Origin of the sequence: Clostridium sp. KNHs205 (assembly GCF_000702945.1) — a bacterium.
GTDB lineage: Bacteria > Bacillota > Clostridia > Lachnospirales > Lachnospiraceae > Anaerocolumna.
The window spans coordinates 2,109,098-2,127,274 of sequence record NZ_JNLE01000003.1 but is presented as its reverse complement, the minus strand read 5'-3'; the positions used below and the strand labels follow the sequence as shown (position 1 = coordinate 2,127,274).

Here is an 18,177-nt window from a genome sequence, read left to right as displayed (position 1 = left end):
CCTGCATAACCCCTAATGTCATTCCACGGATTCTAATCATCTGGGTTACTGGTATTTTACATGGATGTCAGCCGGACTCCCAGTTCAAACGCGCGATTGCAATCTGCCGGAAACTGCTCCGCTTTCACTTGGGCTTTATGCTTCTCATCGAACTTAGAGGCTGCATATTTGGTATAATCATCGAATTGATAGGTGTCGTCAGCAACCAAAATTTCCGATGTTCCTTTTAATATTTCTGAAAGCAATCTTTGATTGGTGTTAAAAATATACGGATACCCAAAACGATCTACCATATCTTTGTTTAAATTCATTGTGTATATAAAGCCGGTGTGTATTTTTTTCATAAAATAGGACCGAATGTCTTCTTCATATGATAAATTCATAAAAATAAGGCGCTCTAAAAAAGAACGCATCTCACCGGTAACGTCTCCCAGATAAATAGGGGACCCAAGTAAAAGGACATCGCTTTGCATAATCTGTTCCAGCACTTCAGTTAAATCATCCCTCATTGCACAATGCCCAACCCACTTGCTGGCTTTCCTTTTACAGGCAAGACAGCTCATACATCCCTTATAGTTGAGATCATACAGGTGTATGAGCGTTGTATCTGCACCAGCCAATGCGGCACCCTCCAGTGCTTTTTCAAGCAAAGTAGCTGTATTCTTTGTTTTTCTTGGACTTCCATTGATAGCAACAACTTTCATATTTTCCTTACTGCAGCTCCTTTTACTTCATTTTTTTGTGTAATCTCTATTATCAAATCTCCTTAAAACCATGCAATCCTTAACATTTATATTTCAAGGCATAAATCAATTTCTTTTTATTATAATATTTTTTACACAATAACAGAAGTTTCAATTAGTTTTATGGAAAACACCTAAAGGTTATAATAGCATCCCATTATAGCCTGAACTTAAAATAAAAATAAACCAAGAATGAACCTTTAATAAAGAAGAGCCATAGCATTTTTTGCTACAACTCCTCTTTATGTCACTTCATAAAAGGTACCCAACATTTAGTTATTCAGGTTGCCTTTTCTTTTGCTGAATTCTTTTTATCCCTTCTGAAAGATAATGCCCTACAAATACAAACAGTCCCATTGCAGCCATGTAGTCGAGAATAAAAAGAAGCAATGGTTCATCAAAATCGAAGTACACAAATTCAATTTTGAGAAGCATATAGCTTCCAATCTCTCTTTTTATAAAAGCACAGACGCCATACCCTGCAATAAAAACAGCAATCCCACGCAGTAGCCATTTATAACTGTGGGAACTCTTTTTCATATGTTTTTTTGCCATAGCCATCATCATGTTCCAATGAAAACCCAGGTGAAGGCTCATCAACACAAAACCTCCATATGCGGAAACCATATGCAGATTTCTGGCCCAGGAACGCCCGCCTTCAATGGGAAGAAAAGAAAGTGCGTGGCGGGATAAGATGATGCCACTTACCATAGAACCCAGCATGGTTAACAGAACACCAGCAACAAGGGCGGTTTGCAGGATACGCAGCGCAGTATATTTACCTTTTAAAACATTCCTGCTCCAGCTGCTGTTCAGAATATGGTGTACAGCAAATAGCACAAACATGCCAATGCCAATCCATTCATGGGCAGCCTGTCCAATGAGCTCATAGGTCATTAAAAGCAGTAGCAGAACGGTCATGCCGATATCCACCGCTATTTTTATCATCATTTTAGGTCTGATGCAAACCGCCTCCTTTTCGTGAGTTATTGGATAAAATTTGTAAAGATGGGCATTTGCCGCTCGGGCAAAGCAACATTGGCATTCTGAGCGATCTGCTCTATAGGCCATGTTTCGCCCTAGCGCCCGCATAGTGTGCATACAAATCCGGGCGCATAGACACTGCACAGGACATAGTCTCACCACCTGCCGAATATCCGGCGGCATAAACACGACTTTCATCCACAGCAAAATGTTGTAGAAATTACTCCGTTAGTTCATTTACCTGCCTTGCAGATTTTTCGCCCCAATCAGTCAATTGGGCCGAGACAACGATCATGTCTTCGTCAAACTCCGTCCACACCCGGAAACCGCTCCAATTTAAGTTGCTTCCAGAGGACTCCTCTCCGAACCACATCATGCCATAGCCAGGCATAATTACTATCATGGGGTAAATCCGACTTTCGTCATAGTCCTTCGGCAAATAGTAACTGTAATGGATCTCGCCGTCAGCTCCGTCCAAAATCCGTTCTGTAATAAAGCCTGTTTCGGCCTGTGTAACAGAGGGGCGTCCTGACTGCGTTTGTGTCTCTTGTATTGTTGTATCATTTTTCGTTAATGCAGGCATACTGCTACCTAGCGATGACCCTGCACGACTGGAAAACAGCATATTAAAGCTGAACAGCAATAGAATAGCGTGGCAAAGCTGCCTTTCCTTTTATCAGCTTTGCCTCCTTTGCAAAGTGGAGACAGCGCAAGGGAGCCGAAGCCTTTGATAGCTGCGGCTCCCTTGCCTAATTCTTTGCCTTATTGATTAGGTTCGAGGCTGTTTACCCAATTGATAATGTCGGATTCAGAAGCACCGCTGCGAAAGCGTTGGCCCTCCAGCCATTCGCCGGTTCCAGCCTTCTCTGCCAGTAGCTTTCCACTTTCACCCAGTCCTAAGCTTGACGAAGTACAGAACGGAATTATGGTTTTACCTGTAAAATCATTAGCGTTCACAAAAGTATCCACCGGCCATGCTGCAATGCCCCACCAGATAGGGTAGCCGATATACACAGTATCGTAGTTATCCCAATTGTCCACGGTTTCCGCAGTCAGCTCCACTGTTCTGGCATCCGGATTATCGTGTTCTACACTGACGCGACTACTTTCATTCGTCCAGTCCAAATCTTCATCACTGTAAGGCTCTGTCGGTTCCAGTTCAAAAAGATCACCGCCTGTTGCCACAGCAATGGTATTCGCTACGCTTTCTGTATTGCCGGTGGCGGAGTAGTAAACCACCAGTGTGCTGCTGGACACATCGTCAATAGGCGTAGTTGCCTCTGCCTGAGGATCAGTCAATTCGGCAGATGTACTGCTCTCCGCAACCGAAGTCTCCTGCCTTTGGCTAGATGTCTGCGTTTGCGATGACGTTTCATTACTGCTGCAGGCGGCTAAAGCAAACAGGGTGGAAACTGCCATCACACAACTTATCACTTTTTTTAAAGTACTTATTTTCATAAATATTACCTCCAATCATCGAGCTAAATTCAGATGCTTATTTCACATTCGTCTGAATCCAGTTTTCAACATGATCAGCAATCACATCATTGTTTAAGTCCTGAAACAGGAAGTGGTCATTTCCGGTAATGCCTTCCTTGGGAAGATCCACCACGGTACTGGTTCCGCCCTGGGCGGTATAGGCTTCTGCGAAATCATAGCAACCCTGACGCATCATCTGCCACATACCGGTTGCTTGAATTGCCGGATCTCCATTGTCGATATAATCACCAAAATAGAATACAACCGGGATGTTCTTCTCCGTTACTGCCTTGTAATCCTCTGAATCAGCTCTTGGTGCTCCACCTGGTTCAATCGCCACGATGGCTGCGATATGGTCGGTATATTTTGCAGTGGTCCATCCGGGACCGCCACCCTGAGAATGGGTTACCAGAATCGAATTTTTACCGGTTCTGCTGTATACTTCTTCTACGGTTTCCGCCAATGCTTTTGCAACGGTTTCATTGTCGAAGTCTGCGCCCATATCCGACGACATTCCGGTATCAGGCGTCATTTGACGGAAAAATTGATCCACGGATGCATCATCATTTGGGAACTGCGAGCCTTCATTTACAACAGACTTTCCGTCGGTCCAGCGGCCAATTCGGAACTGGGTATACCAACGCTGATCCAGCGTCTTAGTGCTGATAGTTGCGCCGACAGAGGTCATTCCAGCCTCGCCGCGTCTTGGCTCGTCCACAAGGAAAACGCTGTGTCCCTTCCTCAGAAACATATCTGACCATCCTTCACGGCCATCCGGTGTTGTCATCCAGCCCATGCGGGACTGTCCGTAACCGTGCAGAAATACCATCGGCAGTCCGGTTTCATTTTCCGGAATCTGATAGAGTACATTTGCATGATCCACATGAGCAGTCTGACCCGCTCCACTCTCTTCCCATTGGTCTTCAGGATCAAAGATACCGTCCGAAGTCATTGTTATTCCACCCGCAGAAAAGATGCCTTGCTTTGCAATGACAAGTGCTCCTGTATCATTCTCTGTATCGGTATCATTTACCGTATTACTGCCATTCGAAGTACTGCTGTTATTGGTTACATTCCCACTGCAACCGGTTACCAAAAGCATTCCGGCCATAAATAATGCTGATAACTGCAAAAGGTTTTTGTTTTTCATATAAGTCCCTCTTTCTTTGTAAGTTCATTCGTTTTATAATTTTTAATTGCGTAAATAGATACAGTAATGCTATTTACTATGAAAGAGAATCCAGTTTAAAATAGCTTTATCATCAAACAAGATATTCCCACCGCCGTGATAATTAAAAATGCCCAACCTGTTAAAATGCGCGTTGTCGGGAATTTGAAGCTGCAGCATATCGTCAATCTGATCTTCGGAAAAACCGGCCGCCTGATAGGCACTGAGCAGTCCATTGTAGGCCTCACGCGCCTTTTGAGAGCCATAATACTCGTCATTTTCAGCCATATAAATATAAACGCCAACCTTATTTTCCGCCAAAGACGTATAGGTTCCATCCCATTGTGATGCCCCATGCAAATACGCCGCATATAAATCCGGCCGCATAGATACCGCCTGTGACATGGTTTCACCGCCCGCGGAGTATCCGGCGGCATATACTCTGAACTCATCCACCACAAAATGATTAAGAAAGTATTCAGTCAATTCAATGGCCTGCCGTGCGGATTTTTCTCCCCAATCGGTAAGCTGGGCAGAAACCACAATCAGATCCTGATCAAGCGCGGTCCAAGCCAGCACGCCATTCCATTTCAAATTCGTTCCGGAGGATTCTTCTCCAAACCACATCATATCGTAACCGGGCATAACTACCACCATAGGGTAGCTTTTGCTTTCATCGTAGTTTTCCGGCAGGTAGTAGCTGTAATGAATTTCGCCATCTGCACCGTTTAAAATTTGTTCTGTGATAAAGCCCGTTTTCACAGGCCAGATTACTTTTTCATCAGATGAATGAACCATTGCGGAATTAAGCTGCTCTTCCGGGACGGATTCTGCCTCCTCTGCCGAGATTTGCCCGGTAGAGGAACCATTGCAAGCAGAAAGAAAAAAACAAAGCGCAAGCAGTGAAATAAAAACCGGTCTTCTACGCTTCATCTTAGTAGCCCAGCCCGTCCAGCCAGGAAGCGACATCTTCCGCCGCATCGGCAACGGTTCTTTCACTGACCGTAAAGCCGTCTTCGACTACGGCTGCTTGCGGTTCCATTTTCTGAATGGTCTCAATGGTGCTGGAAAAGCGGCTGCCGTTGTGGACATTGAAAGGGATAATGGTCTTGCCCGCAAAGTCATATTCATCAAAGAAGCTGTACATCACCATAGGCAGATCGTACCACCAATTAGGGTAACCGATAAAAATCGTATCGTACTGATCAAGGTTATCAATCTTACTAGTCAACTCCGGGCGGGCATTTTCATCCTGCTCCTTCGCCGCATAATCGATTAATTTTTCGCCATCCGTGGGATATACCACGGATGTCTGAATGGAGAACAGTTCTCCGCCGGTTTCTTCCGCTATCATATCCGCCACTGCACGGACACGCCCCACAGGCGTACCGTTTACGGTTGTATAGCTGGCAGAGGAGATGGCATCCACGCCGCTGTTTTCAGCAGCCGTAAAGTAAGCAATCAGAATTTTACTTCCCGAGTCACTTCCATTCTCTTTTGAGGCAGTGTCATCAGTTACAGGAGTCTGTGAATTTGGTACGCTTTGCGTTTGTGCCGGCGGCTGTGAATCAGAAGCCGAGGGCTTATCGTTTTGATTATTCCCGCAGGCGCTCAGTGACAGCACCATAGCTGCGGTGAAAAGTATTGTGAGGGATCGTTTCATTGGTTCCTCCTTATCTGTGCAGTCCTGTCATCATCTCTACGGTAGCCGGATCATAGTGAGAAAAGAACAGGCTTTCTTTCTCGTCCAATTCCTGAATCGCAGCCATGTCTTCCTCTGTCAAGCTAAAATTGAACACATCAATATTCTGGATCATGCGCTCCTTATTCGTGGTTTTTGGAATTACAACTACGCCGCTCTGAATGAGAAAACGAAGTGCGACCTGTGCAGCACTTTTATGATGCGTTTCACCGATTTTAATTAGAACAGGATTCGTGAAGAAATCTTTTCGTCCTTCGGCAAACGGCCCCCATGATTCATGCTGGACACCATATTTCTTCATGTATTCATGGGCAGTTTTTTGCTGATGGAACACGTGCGTTTCCACCTGATTCACAGCAGGGGTGACCTCCACAAAATTGCATAGATCAATCAGACGGTCAGGATAGAAGTTGGAAACACCAATTGCACGAATCCATCCTTCTTTATAGGCTTCCTCCATGGCACGGTAGGTACCGTAGTAATCATTAAAAGGCTGATGAATGAGCAGAAGGTCGATATAATTCGTCTGCAGTTTCCGCAAGGATTCCTGAATGGATGCTTTCGCCTTTTCGTAGCCTCCATTGCTGATCCATACCTTTGTGGTAATAAACAGTTCTTCACGGGGTACAGCGCATTTACTGAGTGCGCGGCCAACAGCCTCCTCATTGCCATAAGCCTGCGCGGTATCGATGGATCGATAACCCACACTGATGGCATCTAGTACACAACGTTCACATTCTTTATTGCTTACCTGATATACACCGTAGCCCAATATAGGCATTTTAATTCCATTATTCAAAGTAACATAATCCATGACTGATTCCTCCAATTATTTATATTATTTTAAAGCACTGCCATCCTGAAAAGCATTTCCCACCTTTTCACCTAATATTAGATAGTCATTGTGAACTGGATCATAAGAAATGGCACGCAGCTTTGCAGTATCTATCAAGCCATCTTCTCCTAAAATACTTTCCTCAGCACTGACATTGACAATCTCCCCAATGAAATTACCATCCTCGTTCACTTTGACCAGACGGCATTCCAGCGTCATTGGCAGCTCGCAGATAATTGGCGCATCCACAAAGGTACTCTTCTGGGTAGTAAAACCTGCTTTCTCCAGTTTATCCGGAGTATTATTGGCAGAGACCATGCCAACATAATCCGCCGAAACGATATGGGAGGCATCTGCAAAGCTTATGGTGTACGCACCCTTGGCTTTAATATTCTTCGATGTTTTGTGTCCTTCACTCAAGCAAAGCACAACGTGGTTTGCATCATAAATACCTCCCCATGCCGCATTCATTGCATCTGCCTTACCATTTTCATCATAGCTTCCTACAATCAGCACCGGCAGTGGGTACATCCAGCTTTTTGCTCCAAAGTTTTTTCTCATAATGATTTTCTCCTATCTTATTCACTTAATATTTTGTAAAGCCAAGTATATCTTATATGCTGAATCAGTTATTGCGAAACACACCTTCCAGCCACTCGGAATACGCCGGGATCCACCCCTCAGTATATCCATAACCATGAGGTCTGCCCTCCAGTACATCTACCGCTACAGGAATATCCGCTTGACGAAGGGCTTCCATGCATTTTTCAAACTCACCTACGAATGGATCACGGGTACCATAGCAGAAATAGGTCGGGGGCAGGGAAGAATGCTTAAATTTTTCACTGTCTGTGGAAGCTACACTAAGTCTGCCATAAAAGGAATAGATCATTCCATCTGCAGCGGCATTCGCAGAAATGGTATCCAGTTCGTCCGGCACATAGCTGAGGTCTAGTGCCGTACCATTAACCGTTCCGCTAAAGTTCAAAAGCATTTCTCCCGCCAAGATACCGCCTGCCGAAAAACCCATAACGGCAATATCTTTTTCATCAATACCGTATATCGTTGCATTTTTTCGTACAAACCGTACAGCCCTTGCCAAATCCAGCGCCCCTTCCTCCTGCGTATACGGACGCAGACGGTAATTCACGACAAAGCTCTGGTAACCAAGTTTACTTAGTTCCTGCGCAACGGGTGTACCTTCTGTTCTATCTACACGCGATCGAAAGGCTCCGCCGGCGTTAATCAGTACAGCGCCTTTGATTGTAGCCCCCTCTGCCACTGGGAAGCTCACCAGGTAAGGACGAAAATCAGGGTCATCAAAATAACTTCCTGTATTCTGGGTGTATTCCGTGGTGGCAGGGACATTCTCTTCTTCCCATAGATAAAGTGTCTGCTGATTAAGAGGATCTGCTATAGCAGTCCCCACCGTGTCCTTGTTCAGGGCCAAAGGCTGCGAGGGTTGCGTCTCACTTTCAGAGAAGCTCTGCTGGTTTTGAGGAGATTCCAGCTGCGCATCCAAACTGCTATCACGTTCCCCCCCACAGGCGGCAAGCGAAAAGAATATAACCAGTAGGGCAAACATTGCAATTATTTTTTTCATATATCGCATTTTCTTAGATTGTTCATTCATCCTGGTCCATATAAGAAACATCGGCTACAGGTTTATACAATCCATCTCCATTTATATTCTTAACTACAGTATAAAAAAAAAGAGACCTTAACAGAAGTCTCCTTTCGTTCACCAGTCTGTACCTAAAGGTTATAGCCCATGTTTGGGTTTTACACTACTATCGCTTTAGGTATAAAATCCGTATTCTATTGCTGGTTTGGATCAATCATTTACACCTATTACGTAGGGATAATAATTTTTCTTTTCTGTTGTTAATCAATCTTAAAGTGATAGGTTCCCCTTCACGGTTCACCATGACCTCTCCCACAGTCCACCCAAAAGACAGACCTTCCCCTTGGAAGAAAGGCCTGTCTTTTTTCCTAAACTGATGCTTTTTTACTTAAAAAATAGAGATTGCTACTCTTACCTCCATTTTCTCGCCAGCGTTGCTCACGCCGTAGAAAACCGCTTTTCTCCAGATCAAGAAGCGCCCTCTTAACAGTGCTTTTGGACAGATTCAGTTCTCTGGCAATGGTACCAATTGCCGGATAGCATTTACCGTCTCGATCCGCTCTGTCATGAAGATACATATATACCGTTTTTGCCCTATGTGGTAACTCAGAGTTATAAACAGATGTAAAATAGGCCATGGCTTCACCTCCCCGCCCTGTGTTTCTGCTCCATAGGTTCCAGATTAATGGCTGGGACTGGAGTATGCACCATTCCGCCGGAAGGAAATGGTTCATACTCCGCTTCCTCTTGATCCGGTTCAAAGGCGGCATTGCGCCGAATAATTTCTTCCTCAACCTTGCGACGGTCGGCATACGCTACCTTTCTTGCAGCTTGTTCTTTAATTTCATAAGTCTGACCAAAGGTGATACCCCATTCGAGGAATAACTTTAGCCGGGTTCGCATGGGGCAGGTTCCGGTCTTTGTTACAACGAATCTTCCTTTGGGCATGGATTTTAACTCATCTGGTGTCATTAGTGGACGCTCAATCATCTGCAGGGACTGGCTGGGGTCGTTCTTTCCCCGGCTGACAGAACCGCTCATAACGGTCTGACTGCCAAGAGCCTTTGATAAAATCTGCGCCGATTCACTGTTGGGAGCAAAGCCGCCGAACACGGTATATTGCGATAGGTAAACCTTTGATATAATCTCCGGCTTTTCCCCCGCTTAGCACCGTGCACGAGACTTTCACCTCACACGGCGCCCCATCGTCTAATATTAGAAATCATAATCTACACAACAAATGTTAATCTGCCATTTGCATTGTTATCGGCTCTAAATTGAGCCTTTTGCGAAGCCTGTTGATTTTATCTCTTTGATTGTAATTAGGCTGTATCAGTTGAACATATTTCTCTACAACATCACCTTTGGTTGCGTGAATAAGTCGGTGCACATCAATATCAAGCATGATAAGATTACGATACTCGTCTGTACCGCCGTCTCGTATGGAAGTTTTATGATGAAGATGTATTCTGTCAAGTTCAAGAATTTTTCCCGTTACAGCACATTTCCCAGTCTGTGCGCAATACAATGCTAATCTGTTATCGTTGTATTCCACACTTCGATTTTTAACAGGGTGTGCCATTAGGTAATGCAGAATACCCATATTTACCTTTTCGAGTGACTTATGGATAAGCGCACGCCCTTCTTCCGTGTATTTATTAACCTTGACAGGCTTGTACATCGGATTTCGATGTACGACTGTACCAATAGGCGCAACAGCTTGATTTTTAATGAAACGTATTTGCTTGCTGTGCTTGTAATGATTGTAGACAAAGCCAACTGTAGGATTTTCACATTTTCGCTTTATTCTGCTCCGCAATCTGAGTTTAAAGGTTCGGTCAACAAGAAAAGCTATTTTTTGTAGGTCGATGTTCACATTAGTCGCATAGCGATAATAGTTTTGTATTCCTATCGCTATGGAATTGTAGATGTGAACTTCATGATTTTCATCGTTTACATTTTTAGGGTTTTGTATTTTCTTTATCTGATTGCTTAGCTTTTCTGATACTTTTGATTTAGCTTTGGGAGTTAATCTGCTCGCCACAACATATTTTCCGCTCTTTTCCACGGCTTTGATTTGAAATTCCAGAAAATCCGAATACTTCTTTTTCAGATTCACAACCTTGGACTTTTCAGGACTGATTTCCAATCCCAGCCGTTCTTTCAGCCACTTCTGCGTAGCTATGAATAGATTACCAGCATCTTTTCTATTGCGGCAAAATATTTTAAAATCATCGGCATACCTGATAATAAAGCACTCTTTTAAATTTGTTTTCTTAAGTGCCAGAAAGGTACTGCCTTTATTGATAGAGCCGTTTTTGTTTATTGTTGAGACATATGGATGGCGCGTTTTCATGTTTTCCCATTGTGAGGCTATCCACCAATCCAACTCATTTAGCACAATGTTGGACAGTAGTGGTGAAATAATTCCACCTTGCGGAGTGCCTTTTTCGGGAAATCCAATTCCTGCAACCTCGGCTTTTAGCATGACAGATATGATTTTTAACAGCTTTTTATCTCGTATGCCCATTGCCCACATTTGCTTTATCAGCTTACCGTGATTGACATTATCGAAAAATCCTTTGATATCAATGTCCACCACAAAATGTAAACCTTGTAGCTGTATCGCTTTATAGACTTGAGCCAGTGCGTTTTCCGCACTTCGATTTGGTCTGAACCCATTGCTTCGTTCGTGAAACTTTGCTTCGCATATAGGCTCTAGAACCTGTAAAACAGCCTGCTGTATTAACCTGTCCATAATAGTAGGAATGCCGAGCGGTCTCATTTTACCATTTCCTTTTGGAATTTCCACCCGTCTAACCTTATTGGCGGTGTAATGTGAAAATCTTTTTTGTACATGCTCTACCAATTTTTCTGTTTCCCATTTTTGCAAATCAAGTATCGTCTTGTTGTCTGCGCCTGCCGTTCTACTGCCATGATTTTTCTTAATATTCCTGTATGCTAGCTTGATATTGTCCTCATGGGTAATGATTGTCATGAGGTCATAGAAATTTTTCTTTTCCTTGCTTCTGGAATACAAGCCATCAAATATCGCTGTGAAATTATAATATTCGGCATTGCGCAGTTTTTGTTTCTTTGGCTTCTTAACCTTTGTCAAAGTTTGCTACTCTCCTTATGGATTTCGCTTTTCTTAGTCATACTCGAACCTTTGAATTTGTGTAGTTATGCGTATTAATATTTTGACGACTAATGGCTTTCCCTCGACTATGTTTCCATAGCATCAATGGTACTGTGCCATCACTTTCAGTTAGATTAAGACAGGTTATGTCTTTCCTGCCAATGCTTCATCGCCTGTATCAGCTCTGCATTCTAACCTTACAACGTTCCGATATTCCTATCTATACATATATCCGTAGGTGTTCTCTATGAGCCTGTATGCACGATACCGCCTGTAACGGTATAAGGTTTTTCATAGCCAATGTTTTACTAAACCTCGCATACTGCCAACGAAGGCACTTGCACATTTCTATGCAATCAACTTATAGACCCTTTCATTCGAGCGTTCGTCAGTGTTTTTACAAACACATTCTCACCATAGATATTTTGTAGACCACCGACCTATCAACTGCACTGGTTACCTCTAACCAGCTTTCGTTGCAACCTGCAATACGGCAGTTTTCAGCCGACTTCAACGAGCTTTATACCGTTTTGCCGATACAGGCAAAACCGCATATCGTAGTATTATGGCGGTGCTTCAAGGCGTTACCCTCTCATTTCACCTGTTGGAATATCAGTTCTCCAAGCATTATTTTGGAAACTTCTTTCAGTTTCCTTTATATTTTGTGCTTGTGCCTAACCTTTTCAGTTAGGAACGTTTCGCACCCTGACAGTTATCGATGATGATGGCGGCGCCCTCTTTTCCGTAGTTTTTCTCTAACTGGGCAAAGCTCTGGATGATGGCGACAATGGACACACGGCGGGAGCGGCTGGCCGAGAACATCATCTCTGCAGACTCAATTTTGGGTATGGTTCCAATCTCATCCAAAAACATTATGATACGGTTCGGGAGTTTACCTCCATACTCATCTGCTACCGAAAGAATTTCACGGTAGAGCTGCTGAACAATTAAGCTGATGATAAAATATTTCGTGTTATCTTCCTCCGGCATAACAAGGAAAACAGCGCTTTTCTGCTTACAGAACTTTTCTGCATCAATAGCGGTATCAAAGCATAGTATCTGCTCCAGCTCCGAGTCCAGAAATGCGTTAAGCCGGGACAATGCTGTGGACAGGACACTCTGCATGGCCTGCTCTGCGCTGTTTAGAGCGGCGCCGGCAAACCACTTTGTTTTATGATCGTCCGGTAGGTGTGCCAACAGCATCTGGAACAGTGTTCGGCCCTTGACACCGCTGGGCGCTAACAGATCTTGAATGAGCTTGAACACAGACACGATGTGTCGCTCTTTGGGCTCACAGTATTCAGCAATCAGCAGGATTACAGAGGTTAAGAGTCCCTCAGCGGCATCATAAAAGAAGGCATTCTGTCCAGCGGCAGAGCTGTCAAAGCCTCCGGAGCTGATGATGGTCTTGGCGGTTATTTTTGCATACTTCTCCGCTCTGGCCTTATACGCCAGACTCTCCGGATGGGCAAGGTATAAATCCATATAGCGATTTACCAAATGAAGCAGATTGTTTCCGTCTGAGCGGGTGGGATTTCTAAGGTCAATGACTGACACCTGGTAGCCGTAGTAATCCTTGGCAATACCCGCATAGTTACTGTAAAGGTCACCCTTGGTATCGGTAGTGATGAAGCTCATGCCGGAAGCACAGGCATACTCCATGTTAGGATAGAGAAAATTAGCGGTCTTGCCGACACCTGCAGCACCGATCATCAGACAGTGGACATCATCGTCATCCACTAACGCATAGCCGTGAGGAGCCGTTTTATCGAATAGGGATGCCTTTTGCCAGCCCACAATTAAACCTTGTGCCGTCGGGAGATTTTCTCCCTTCCGCCATTTTTCCGGCTCATACCGGACTGTCGTGTATACTGTCTGTATTTCCTTTTTGGTTGCCCATCTTGCTGTACCATGCTGACCATCACCTACGGTTTTTGACTTGATACCGTTTAAGGTATAATAGTGAGCAAGCAGTGATAAAAAGCCGATCACACCGAACATGGTCAGTCCGGCAGCAAGCAGCGTTACAAGTTGCGATGTTTGCACAGTCATCCCTCCTTCACATCGTCATGGTAAAATTTCCGGTTTGCTCCTGCCTGGGTGCTTGCTCCTGCGCTTCCAGCACGATGAACATTTGCGCTTTCACACAGCTAAGCGCCAGTGTAAGGCAGGAACGCATAAAAAGCTTCTGTTCGTCTGCCGTGCGGATACCAGGAGTACGGATACGGCTGGACACATCCCTCACGGCAATCCTGATATCTTCCGCTTTGGAGCGCAGCCAGCCCCTATCTTCATGAGGCTTGTATTCCGCTTGTAGCCATCTGGTTACACGTTCCATGGATACCGGAATTTCCATCTGCCGACAGGTATTCTGAATGGAAATCAAAGCACAAGCCACAGTCTGGCGGCAATGTTCCTCTAATACGTTTCGCTGGAGACTATCTGAGCGTAGCAGGGGAGCCAGCTGTTCACATTCATTCAGCAAGCGGGTATTGGCGTCCTGATTCACAGACTGCATTCGACAAACCTCCAGTACTCCCGAACACACCTGAGGCAGAAGCATCAACTTCGGATGCTCCTGTGCTGGGATGGGTTCAATACCGTGAATCGCTTTTAAATCCTCATTCCAGTCCTTAAACTCCGATCTGAGAACGGAAATGTCCATATGGGCAGGATCGTAATAATTCTTCTCGCAGAGAATATCCTTGAGCCGTCCGGTGGCTTCAATCCCTGCTGCGTCATGGTCCAGACACAGCACTGGGTTCTTCAGATGTGGATGCAGCTCCAGTTGGCGCAGCAGGGCATGCTCCGATACACCGTCCAGCGTCACATAGCTGTGCTGCTTCCAGTCCTGCTTATTCAGGGTAATGAAGGACAGCATATCCACCGGAGCTTCAAAGACATAGAGGGTATCACTTTCCCCGATCCAGTGGAAGCTATAACAGGGATCACTGCCCTCCACATTTCCCTTGTAAGGCTCACCCTGAGTATAAGTACCTCGTTTATGGGCGTGCCTGGCAACTGCATTCTCATCCAGCCCTACAAACACAGCGTTATGATACTGCTTATCCTCATAGATGAGCTTTTTGTGTGCAAAATGGGACAGTACGTCCCGGTCGATGAAGCGCTGCTTGATGAGATAGGCAAACACCCGTCGCATGTCCGGGTTTTCCTCCGGCAGTGCAAATTCTTTACGAGGCGGAGGGGCGCTTTTCTCTGTCTGATTCCACTCCACCCCGGATTCCCCGCCGAGCAGAAAGGAGACTGCATCCGGGAAGCTCATGTCGTAAAATTGCTGAACAAAGTCAATGGCACGGCTGCCCTCCTTGCGGGAATGACGGAACCATTCGTTGCCCCGCACAGTAACACTGTCATACCGCTTCCAGCGATATTCCCGACCGGAACGAACCAACTGCTCGCCTTGCCTCTGGAGGAAGTCCACCAGATCTACTGCGTTGGCCCGCTGTTTTTGTTCATCAGTAAAATACACATATGCCATGCCGAAGCACCTCCTTTATCGCTTGCGTTTTCCGCATCGCATGTGCCCGTGGCGGACACAAAAAAACGCCGCCCGTTGATGAACGGACGGCTTGGGATACAATTGTTTTTGCTGTATGGATGGCAGCTGTTTCGTCTGCCCATGAGATTGTTTTCGCATGGAAACCGCCTTCACATTTAGTAGGTTGTGAGTTTTTGTTCGTGATCGTCCGGTGCATGGCCCTGGGCGATCTTTTTCTGCCGGAGCCTTCTGCGCAGTTTGCTATCCGTGTGCATACCGGGAGCACCTGGCAGTCTTCTGGCTTCCTCCTGAAATATCCGGCTGGCATGATGTAAGAGCCGGGTGACAGCCAGAAATAAGGAAGGATCCCGGAACGAATCCAGATGGTCAAGAAAAAACTGTGCATATTGATTGCCCTGTTCCGCAGAAAGGGTGAGCCACCTCACAGCGGCCTCCCGGTCACGGGGGATATCCCGCCCCAGCAGATAAAATTTACCGAGGGCGTATTGCGCATATTGATTGCCTTGCTCTGCTGATTTTTGAAACAGCTCCAGCGCCTTGGAAATGTTCTTTGGAACATCCTCGCCGGTCAGGTACAGCTTACCAAGCGCATATTGGGCAAATTGGTTGCCAAGGTCAGCAGATTTTGTCAGCCACTTTAAAGCGGCATGCATATCCTTGGGTGTGTCATCTCCCAGCAGATAGAGCTTTCCCAGAGCATAAGCAGCATAGGAATTATCCTGCTCTGCTGCCTGTGTAAAGAGTGCAATTGCTTTTGATATATCCTTTTCCACATAATTTCCGTCCCGGAAAAGCTTTCCGAGAGCATATTGTGCCAGCGCATTGCCGTTATCCGCTGATCTTGTGAGCCACAGGATGGCTTTCTCCGCATTAAAATGCCCGCTGTCCGCATCCAGAAAAATTTTTCCCAGCATATATTGTGCGTGGACATTCCCCAGCCGGGCAGACTTTTCAAAATGGCAAAGAGCCTCGTCCACATCTTTTTCTGTTCCGGTGCCGGTGTAAAGCATCTGTCCAAGGCGGTATTGCAGCTTGTCATCACGACTTTGACGTTCCATCTGCCAAAAGCCCTGGAAGGCGGCCTCAAAGTGCAGTTCCGCTTCGTCAGCGTTTGGCGCTGTTCCAACTCCGTCCCGATACATCTTTGCCAGCTCATAATCCGCATAGGGCATTCCCTGCGCAGCGGAGCGTTGGTACAGGCTGAATGCAGTCTGAAAATCCTGCTCCACACCCTGTCCCCGGTAATACAAACCGCCAAGGGAGTATTGGGCGTATTTGTGACGTTTGGAAGCCGCTTGCTGAAACCAGTCTGCCGCTTCTGCGTAGTTCTGCTCCGTGCCAAGTCCCGCTACATACAGCTTACCGATACGGTATTCTACATAGCGATGTTCCTTTTTGGCTTCAATCGCCAGAAACGCGGTAAGGGCCTTTCCGTACCAGTCAAAGGCAGTATCTGCTTCCATCTCTGTACCCAGACCGTCTGTGTACATTCTTCCCAGGTCATGCATGGCAAGTGCATTGCCGTCCTCCGCTTCCAGCAGGAACAGGGCAAGGGCCTGTTCAAAGTCCTGCTCTAAAAGATCACTGCCGTATAGGAAGGCTCGGGCCTGCTTATAGCGGCTGTTCCATGCGATATGTGGCTTCCCGCTGGATGACGCTGTATCCGCACTGTCGGAATGTCCAGCGGTCGATTCGAATTCCTGATCGTTGTCAAGCCAGGACTGCAAGTCTTCTGCTTCCTCAGTCAATTCCTCGTCAGGCACCGCATCTGACATCATTTCGAGATCCTCCGGAATGAACGTTTCCTCCATGATAGGTTCATACTCCGGAGGCGGTTCCGCCTGATCATCCCCCTCAAAGGTGAACTCCTGATTGCCCAGCCGGACTGCTTCCGCAATTACCATATTCTTTATCTGTTTAAATTCCTTTTGCTGAGAAAGAGGGAGTGGTGGCGGAAGCTCATCTCTGTAAGTACGCAGTACCTCATTGCGAAGCTCGTACCATTGGGCGTAAGCCGCTGCCACACGTTCTTCCTTCGCCAGTTCATCCACGATCCGGTTCACCAGTTCCTTAACCGGTGCTTTTAGATAGCCATACTGCTTTTTACCAGCGGTGTGCCGAAGCCGTTCTGCCAGCTGAGAAAGTAGTTCCTCCAGCACGGGATTGTCACAGGCACCGGTCTGCATTTGTATCAGAAGTACCTGCAGGGCATCCCGGCTCTGCGTGGTCAGTGCATTTCTACGCTCTGACTGCTCTGCATAAATCTGAAGCAGATCCTGCTGAAAGATTTCCCGCGCCAGACTGCTGCGCATGGCTTCAATGCCCGGCTTCGTTACAAAGCCCTCACGGGGATCGACCGAATACACGATCATATGGCAGTGAGGGTGATGACCCTCATCGTGATAGGCAGCATACCACCGCAGGTTCTCCGGTTCGATTTTCATCTGTTGGGCAAAGACATTCCGCTGCTTGCGCAGCAGTGCCATCCATGCGGCGGCATTGTCGTACCCCAGCCGGGTGGCATCTTCCCTCCGCAACGATATGATAGGTGTCCAGATGTTTCCGGTATGTGCCGCCACCTCCTGCGCCGTCTGTGACAATACCAGCGGAATATCCTCATCGGAGAACAGTCCATGGGTATCCAGTCGTTCAGCATGAGGGCGGGTAGCGATATAGTTGACATAGACTTCCTTGTGTGCCAGCTGGTCAAGATTCTGATCCAGAGCAGCGGAGATAAATTCGGAGGCATTTTCCATGGTAGGCTCCGCCAGATAATCCTCATACTCGAACAGCCCGGTGGAATCCGGAAACTGCTCCAAAATATCCGATACCAGCAGCTTTTGCTTATTCGTGGCAGGATGGTTTCGCATCCGCTCCGGAAGCTTCTCTACACCATCCCGTGTAGCAACATAGGTTACCAGATTTTCCGCATGGGCCGCCGCATTTTTTAAATAGCGGCATTTAAAGATAATCCGTGGCATGA

Annotated in this window: 14 protein-coding genes and 3 pseudogenes; all 17 read right to left on the bottom strand. The window is 46.1% G+C overall.

Going from position 1 to position 18,177, the window contains the following annotated elements; all coding sequences use genetic code 11:
• Nucleotides 1-56: 56 nt before the first annotated feature.
• Nucleotides 57-704 carry a flavodoxin family protein gene (locus BR73_RS0109110; RefSeq protein WP_033165274.1) on the bottom strand — a complete coding sequence of 216 codons (648 nt, stop codon included), beginning with the start codon at nt 702-704 and terminating at the stop codon, nt 57-59.
• Between the two features lie 315 nt (nt 705-1,019).
• Nucleotides 1,020-1,814, bottom strand: coding sequence for a DUF4405 domain-containing protein (locus BR73_RS0109105; protein ID WP_242860644.1), 795 nt, complete (start codon nt 1,812-1,814; stop codon nt 1,020-1,022).
• Nucleotides 1,804-1,932, bottom strand: a pseudogene (locus tag BR73_RS29335) (prolyl oligopeptidase family serine peptidase); the annotation flags it as partial. The gene BR73_RS0109105 and the pseudogene BR73_RS29335, both read right to left, overlap by 11 nt.
• A 15-nt stretch (nt 1,933-1,947) precedes the next feature.
• On the bottom strand, nt 1,948-2,310 hold the full coding sequence (locus tag BR73_RS26715; RefSeq protein WP_051685075.1) for a hypothetical protein: 363 nt from the start codon (nt 2,308-2,310) through the stop codon (nt 1,948-1,950).
• A gap of 179 nt (nt 2,311-2,489) precedes the next feature.
• The gene (locus BR73_RS0109095; protein ID WP_033165272.1) at nt 2,490-3,185 is read right to left on the bottom strand and encodes a flavodoxin; all 696 of its coding nucleotides are present in this window, start codon (nt 3,183-3,185) and stop codon (nt 2,490-2,492) included.
• Nucleotides 3,186-3,222: 37 nt separating this feature from the next.
• Complete coding sequence (locus BR73_RS0109090; protein WP_051685074.1) at nt 3,223-4,356, bottom strand: alpha/beta fold hydrolase; 1,134 nt, start codon at nt 4,354-4,356, stop codon at nt 3,223-3,225.
• Nucleotides 4,357-4,425: 69 nt separating this feature from the next.
• Nucleotides 4,426-5,307, bottom strand: coding sequence for a prolyl oligopeptidase family serine peptidase (locus BR73_RS0109085; RefSeq protein WP_242860642.1), 882 nt, complete (start codon nt 5,305-5,307; stop codon nt 4,426-4,428).
• A 1-nt stretch (nt 5,308) separates the two neighbouring features.
• On the bottom strand, nt 5,309-6,037 hold the full coding sequence (locus BR73_RS28215; RefSeq protein ID WP_242860641.1) for a flavodoxin: 729 nt from the start codon (nt 6,035-6,037) through the stop codon (nt 5,309-5,311).
• 10 nt (nt 6,038-6,047) lie between these two features.
• Nucleotides 6,048-6,890: an aldo/keto reductase gene (locus tag BR73_RS0109075; RefSeq protein WP_033165271.1), complete on the bottom strand. Its 843-nt coding sequence runs from the start codon at nt 6,888-6,890 to the stop codon at nt 6,048-6,050.
• Between the two features lie 24 nt (nt 6,891-6,914).
• On the bottom strand, nt 6,915-7,472 hold the full coding sequence (locus tag BR73_RS0109070) for a flavin reductase (RefSeq protein WP_033165270.1): 558 nt from the start codon (nt 7,470-7,472) through the stop codon (nt 6,915-6,917).
• A 64-nt stretch (nt 7,473-7,536) separates the two neighbouring features.
• Entirely contained in the window at nt 7,537-8,433 is an 897-nt protein-coding gene (locus tag BR73_RS0109065) for an alpha/beta hydrolase (RefSeq protein ID WP_197032637.1), read from the bottom strand.
• Nucleotides 8,434-8,903: 470 nt separating this feature from the next.
• Nucleotides 8,904-9,173 (bottom strand): helix-turn-helix domain-containing protein, encoded by a 270-nt coding sequence (locus tag BR73_RS0109060; protein WP_033165269.1) that lies wholly within the window; start codon nt 9,171-9,173, stop codon nt 8,904-8,906.
• Nucleotides 9,174-9,177: 4 nt separating this feature from the next.
• Nucleotides 9,178-9,651, bottom strand: a pseudogene (locus tag BR73_RS0109055) (type IV secretory system conjugative DNA transfer family protein); the annotation flags it as partial.
• A 127-nt stretch (nt 9,652-9,778) separates the two neighbouring features.
• On the bottom strand, nt 9,779-11,653 hold the full coding sequence (gene ltrA / locus BR73_RS0109050; RefSeq protein ID WP_033165267.1) for a group II intron reverse transcriptase/maturase: 1,875 nt from the start codon (nt 11,651-11,653) through the stop codon (nt 9,779-9,781).
• 726 nt (nt 11,654-12,379) lie between these two features.
• A pseudogene (locus BR73_RS0109045) lies at nt 12,380-13,720 on the bottom strand (type IV secretory system conjugative DNA transfer family protein); the annotation flags it as partial.
• A 13-nt stretch (nt 13,721-13,733) separates the two neighbouring features.
• Nucleotides 13,734-15,173, bottom strand: coding sequence for a DUF3991 domain-containing protein (locus tag BR73_RS0109040; RefSeq protein ID WP_033165266.1), 1,440 nt, complete (start codon nt 15,171-15,173; stop codon nt 13,734-13,736).
• 176 nt (nt 15,174-15,349) lie between these two features.
• Nucleotides 15,350-18,175 carry a MobP3 family relaxase gene (mobP3, locus tag BR73_RS0109035; RefSeq protein ID WP_033165265.1) on the bottom strand — a complete coding sequence of 942 codons (2,826 nt, stop codon included), beginning with the start codon at nt 18,173-18,175 and terminating at the stop codon, nt 15,350-15,352.
• Nucleotides 18,176-18,177 lie beyond the last annotated feature (2 nt).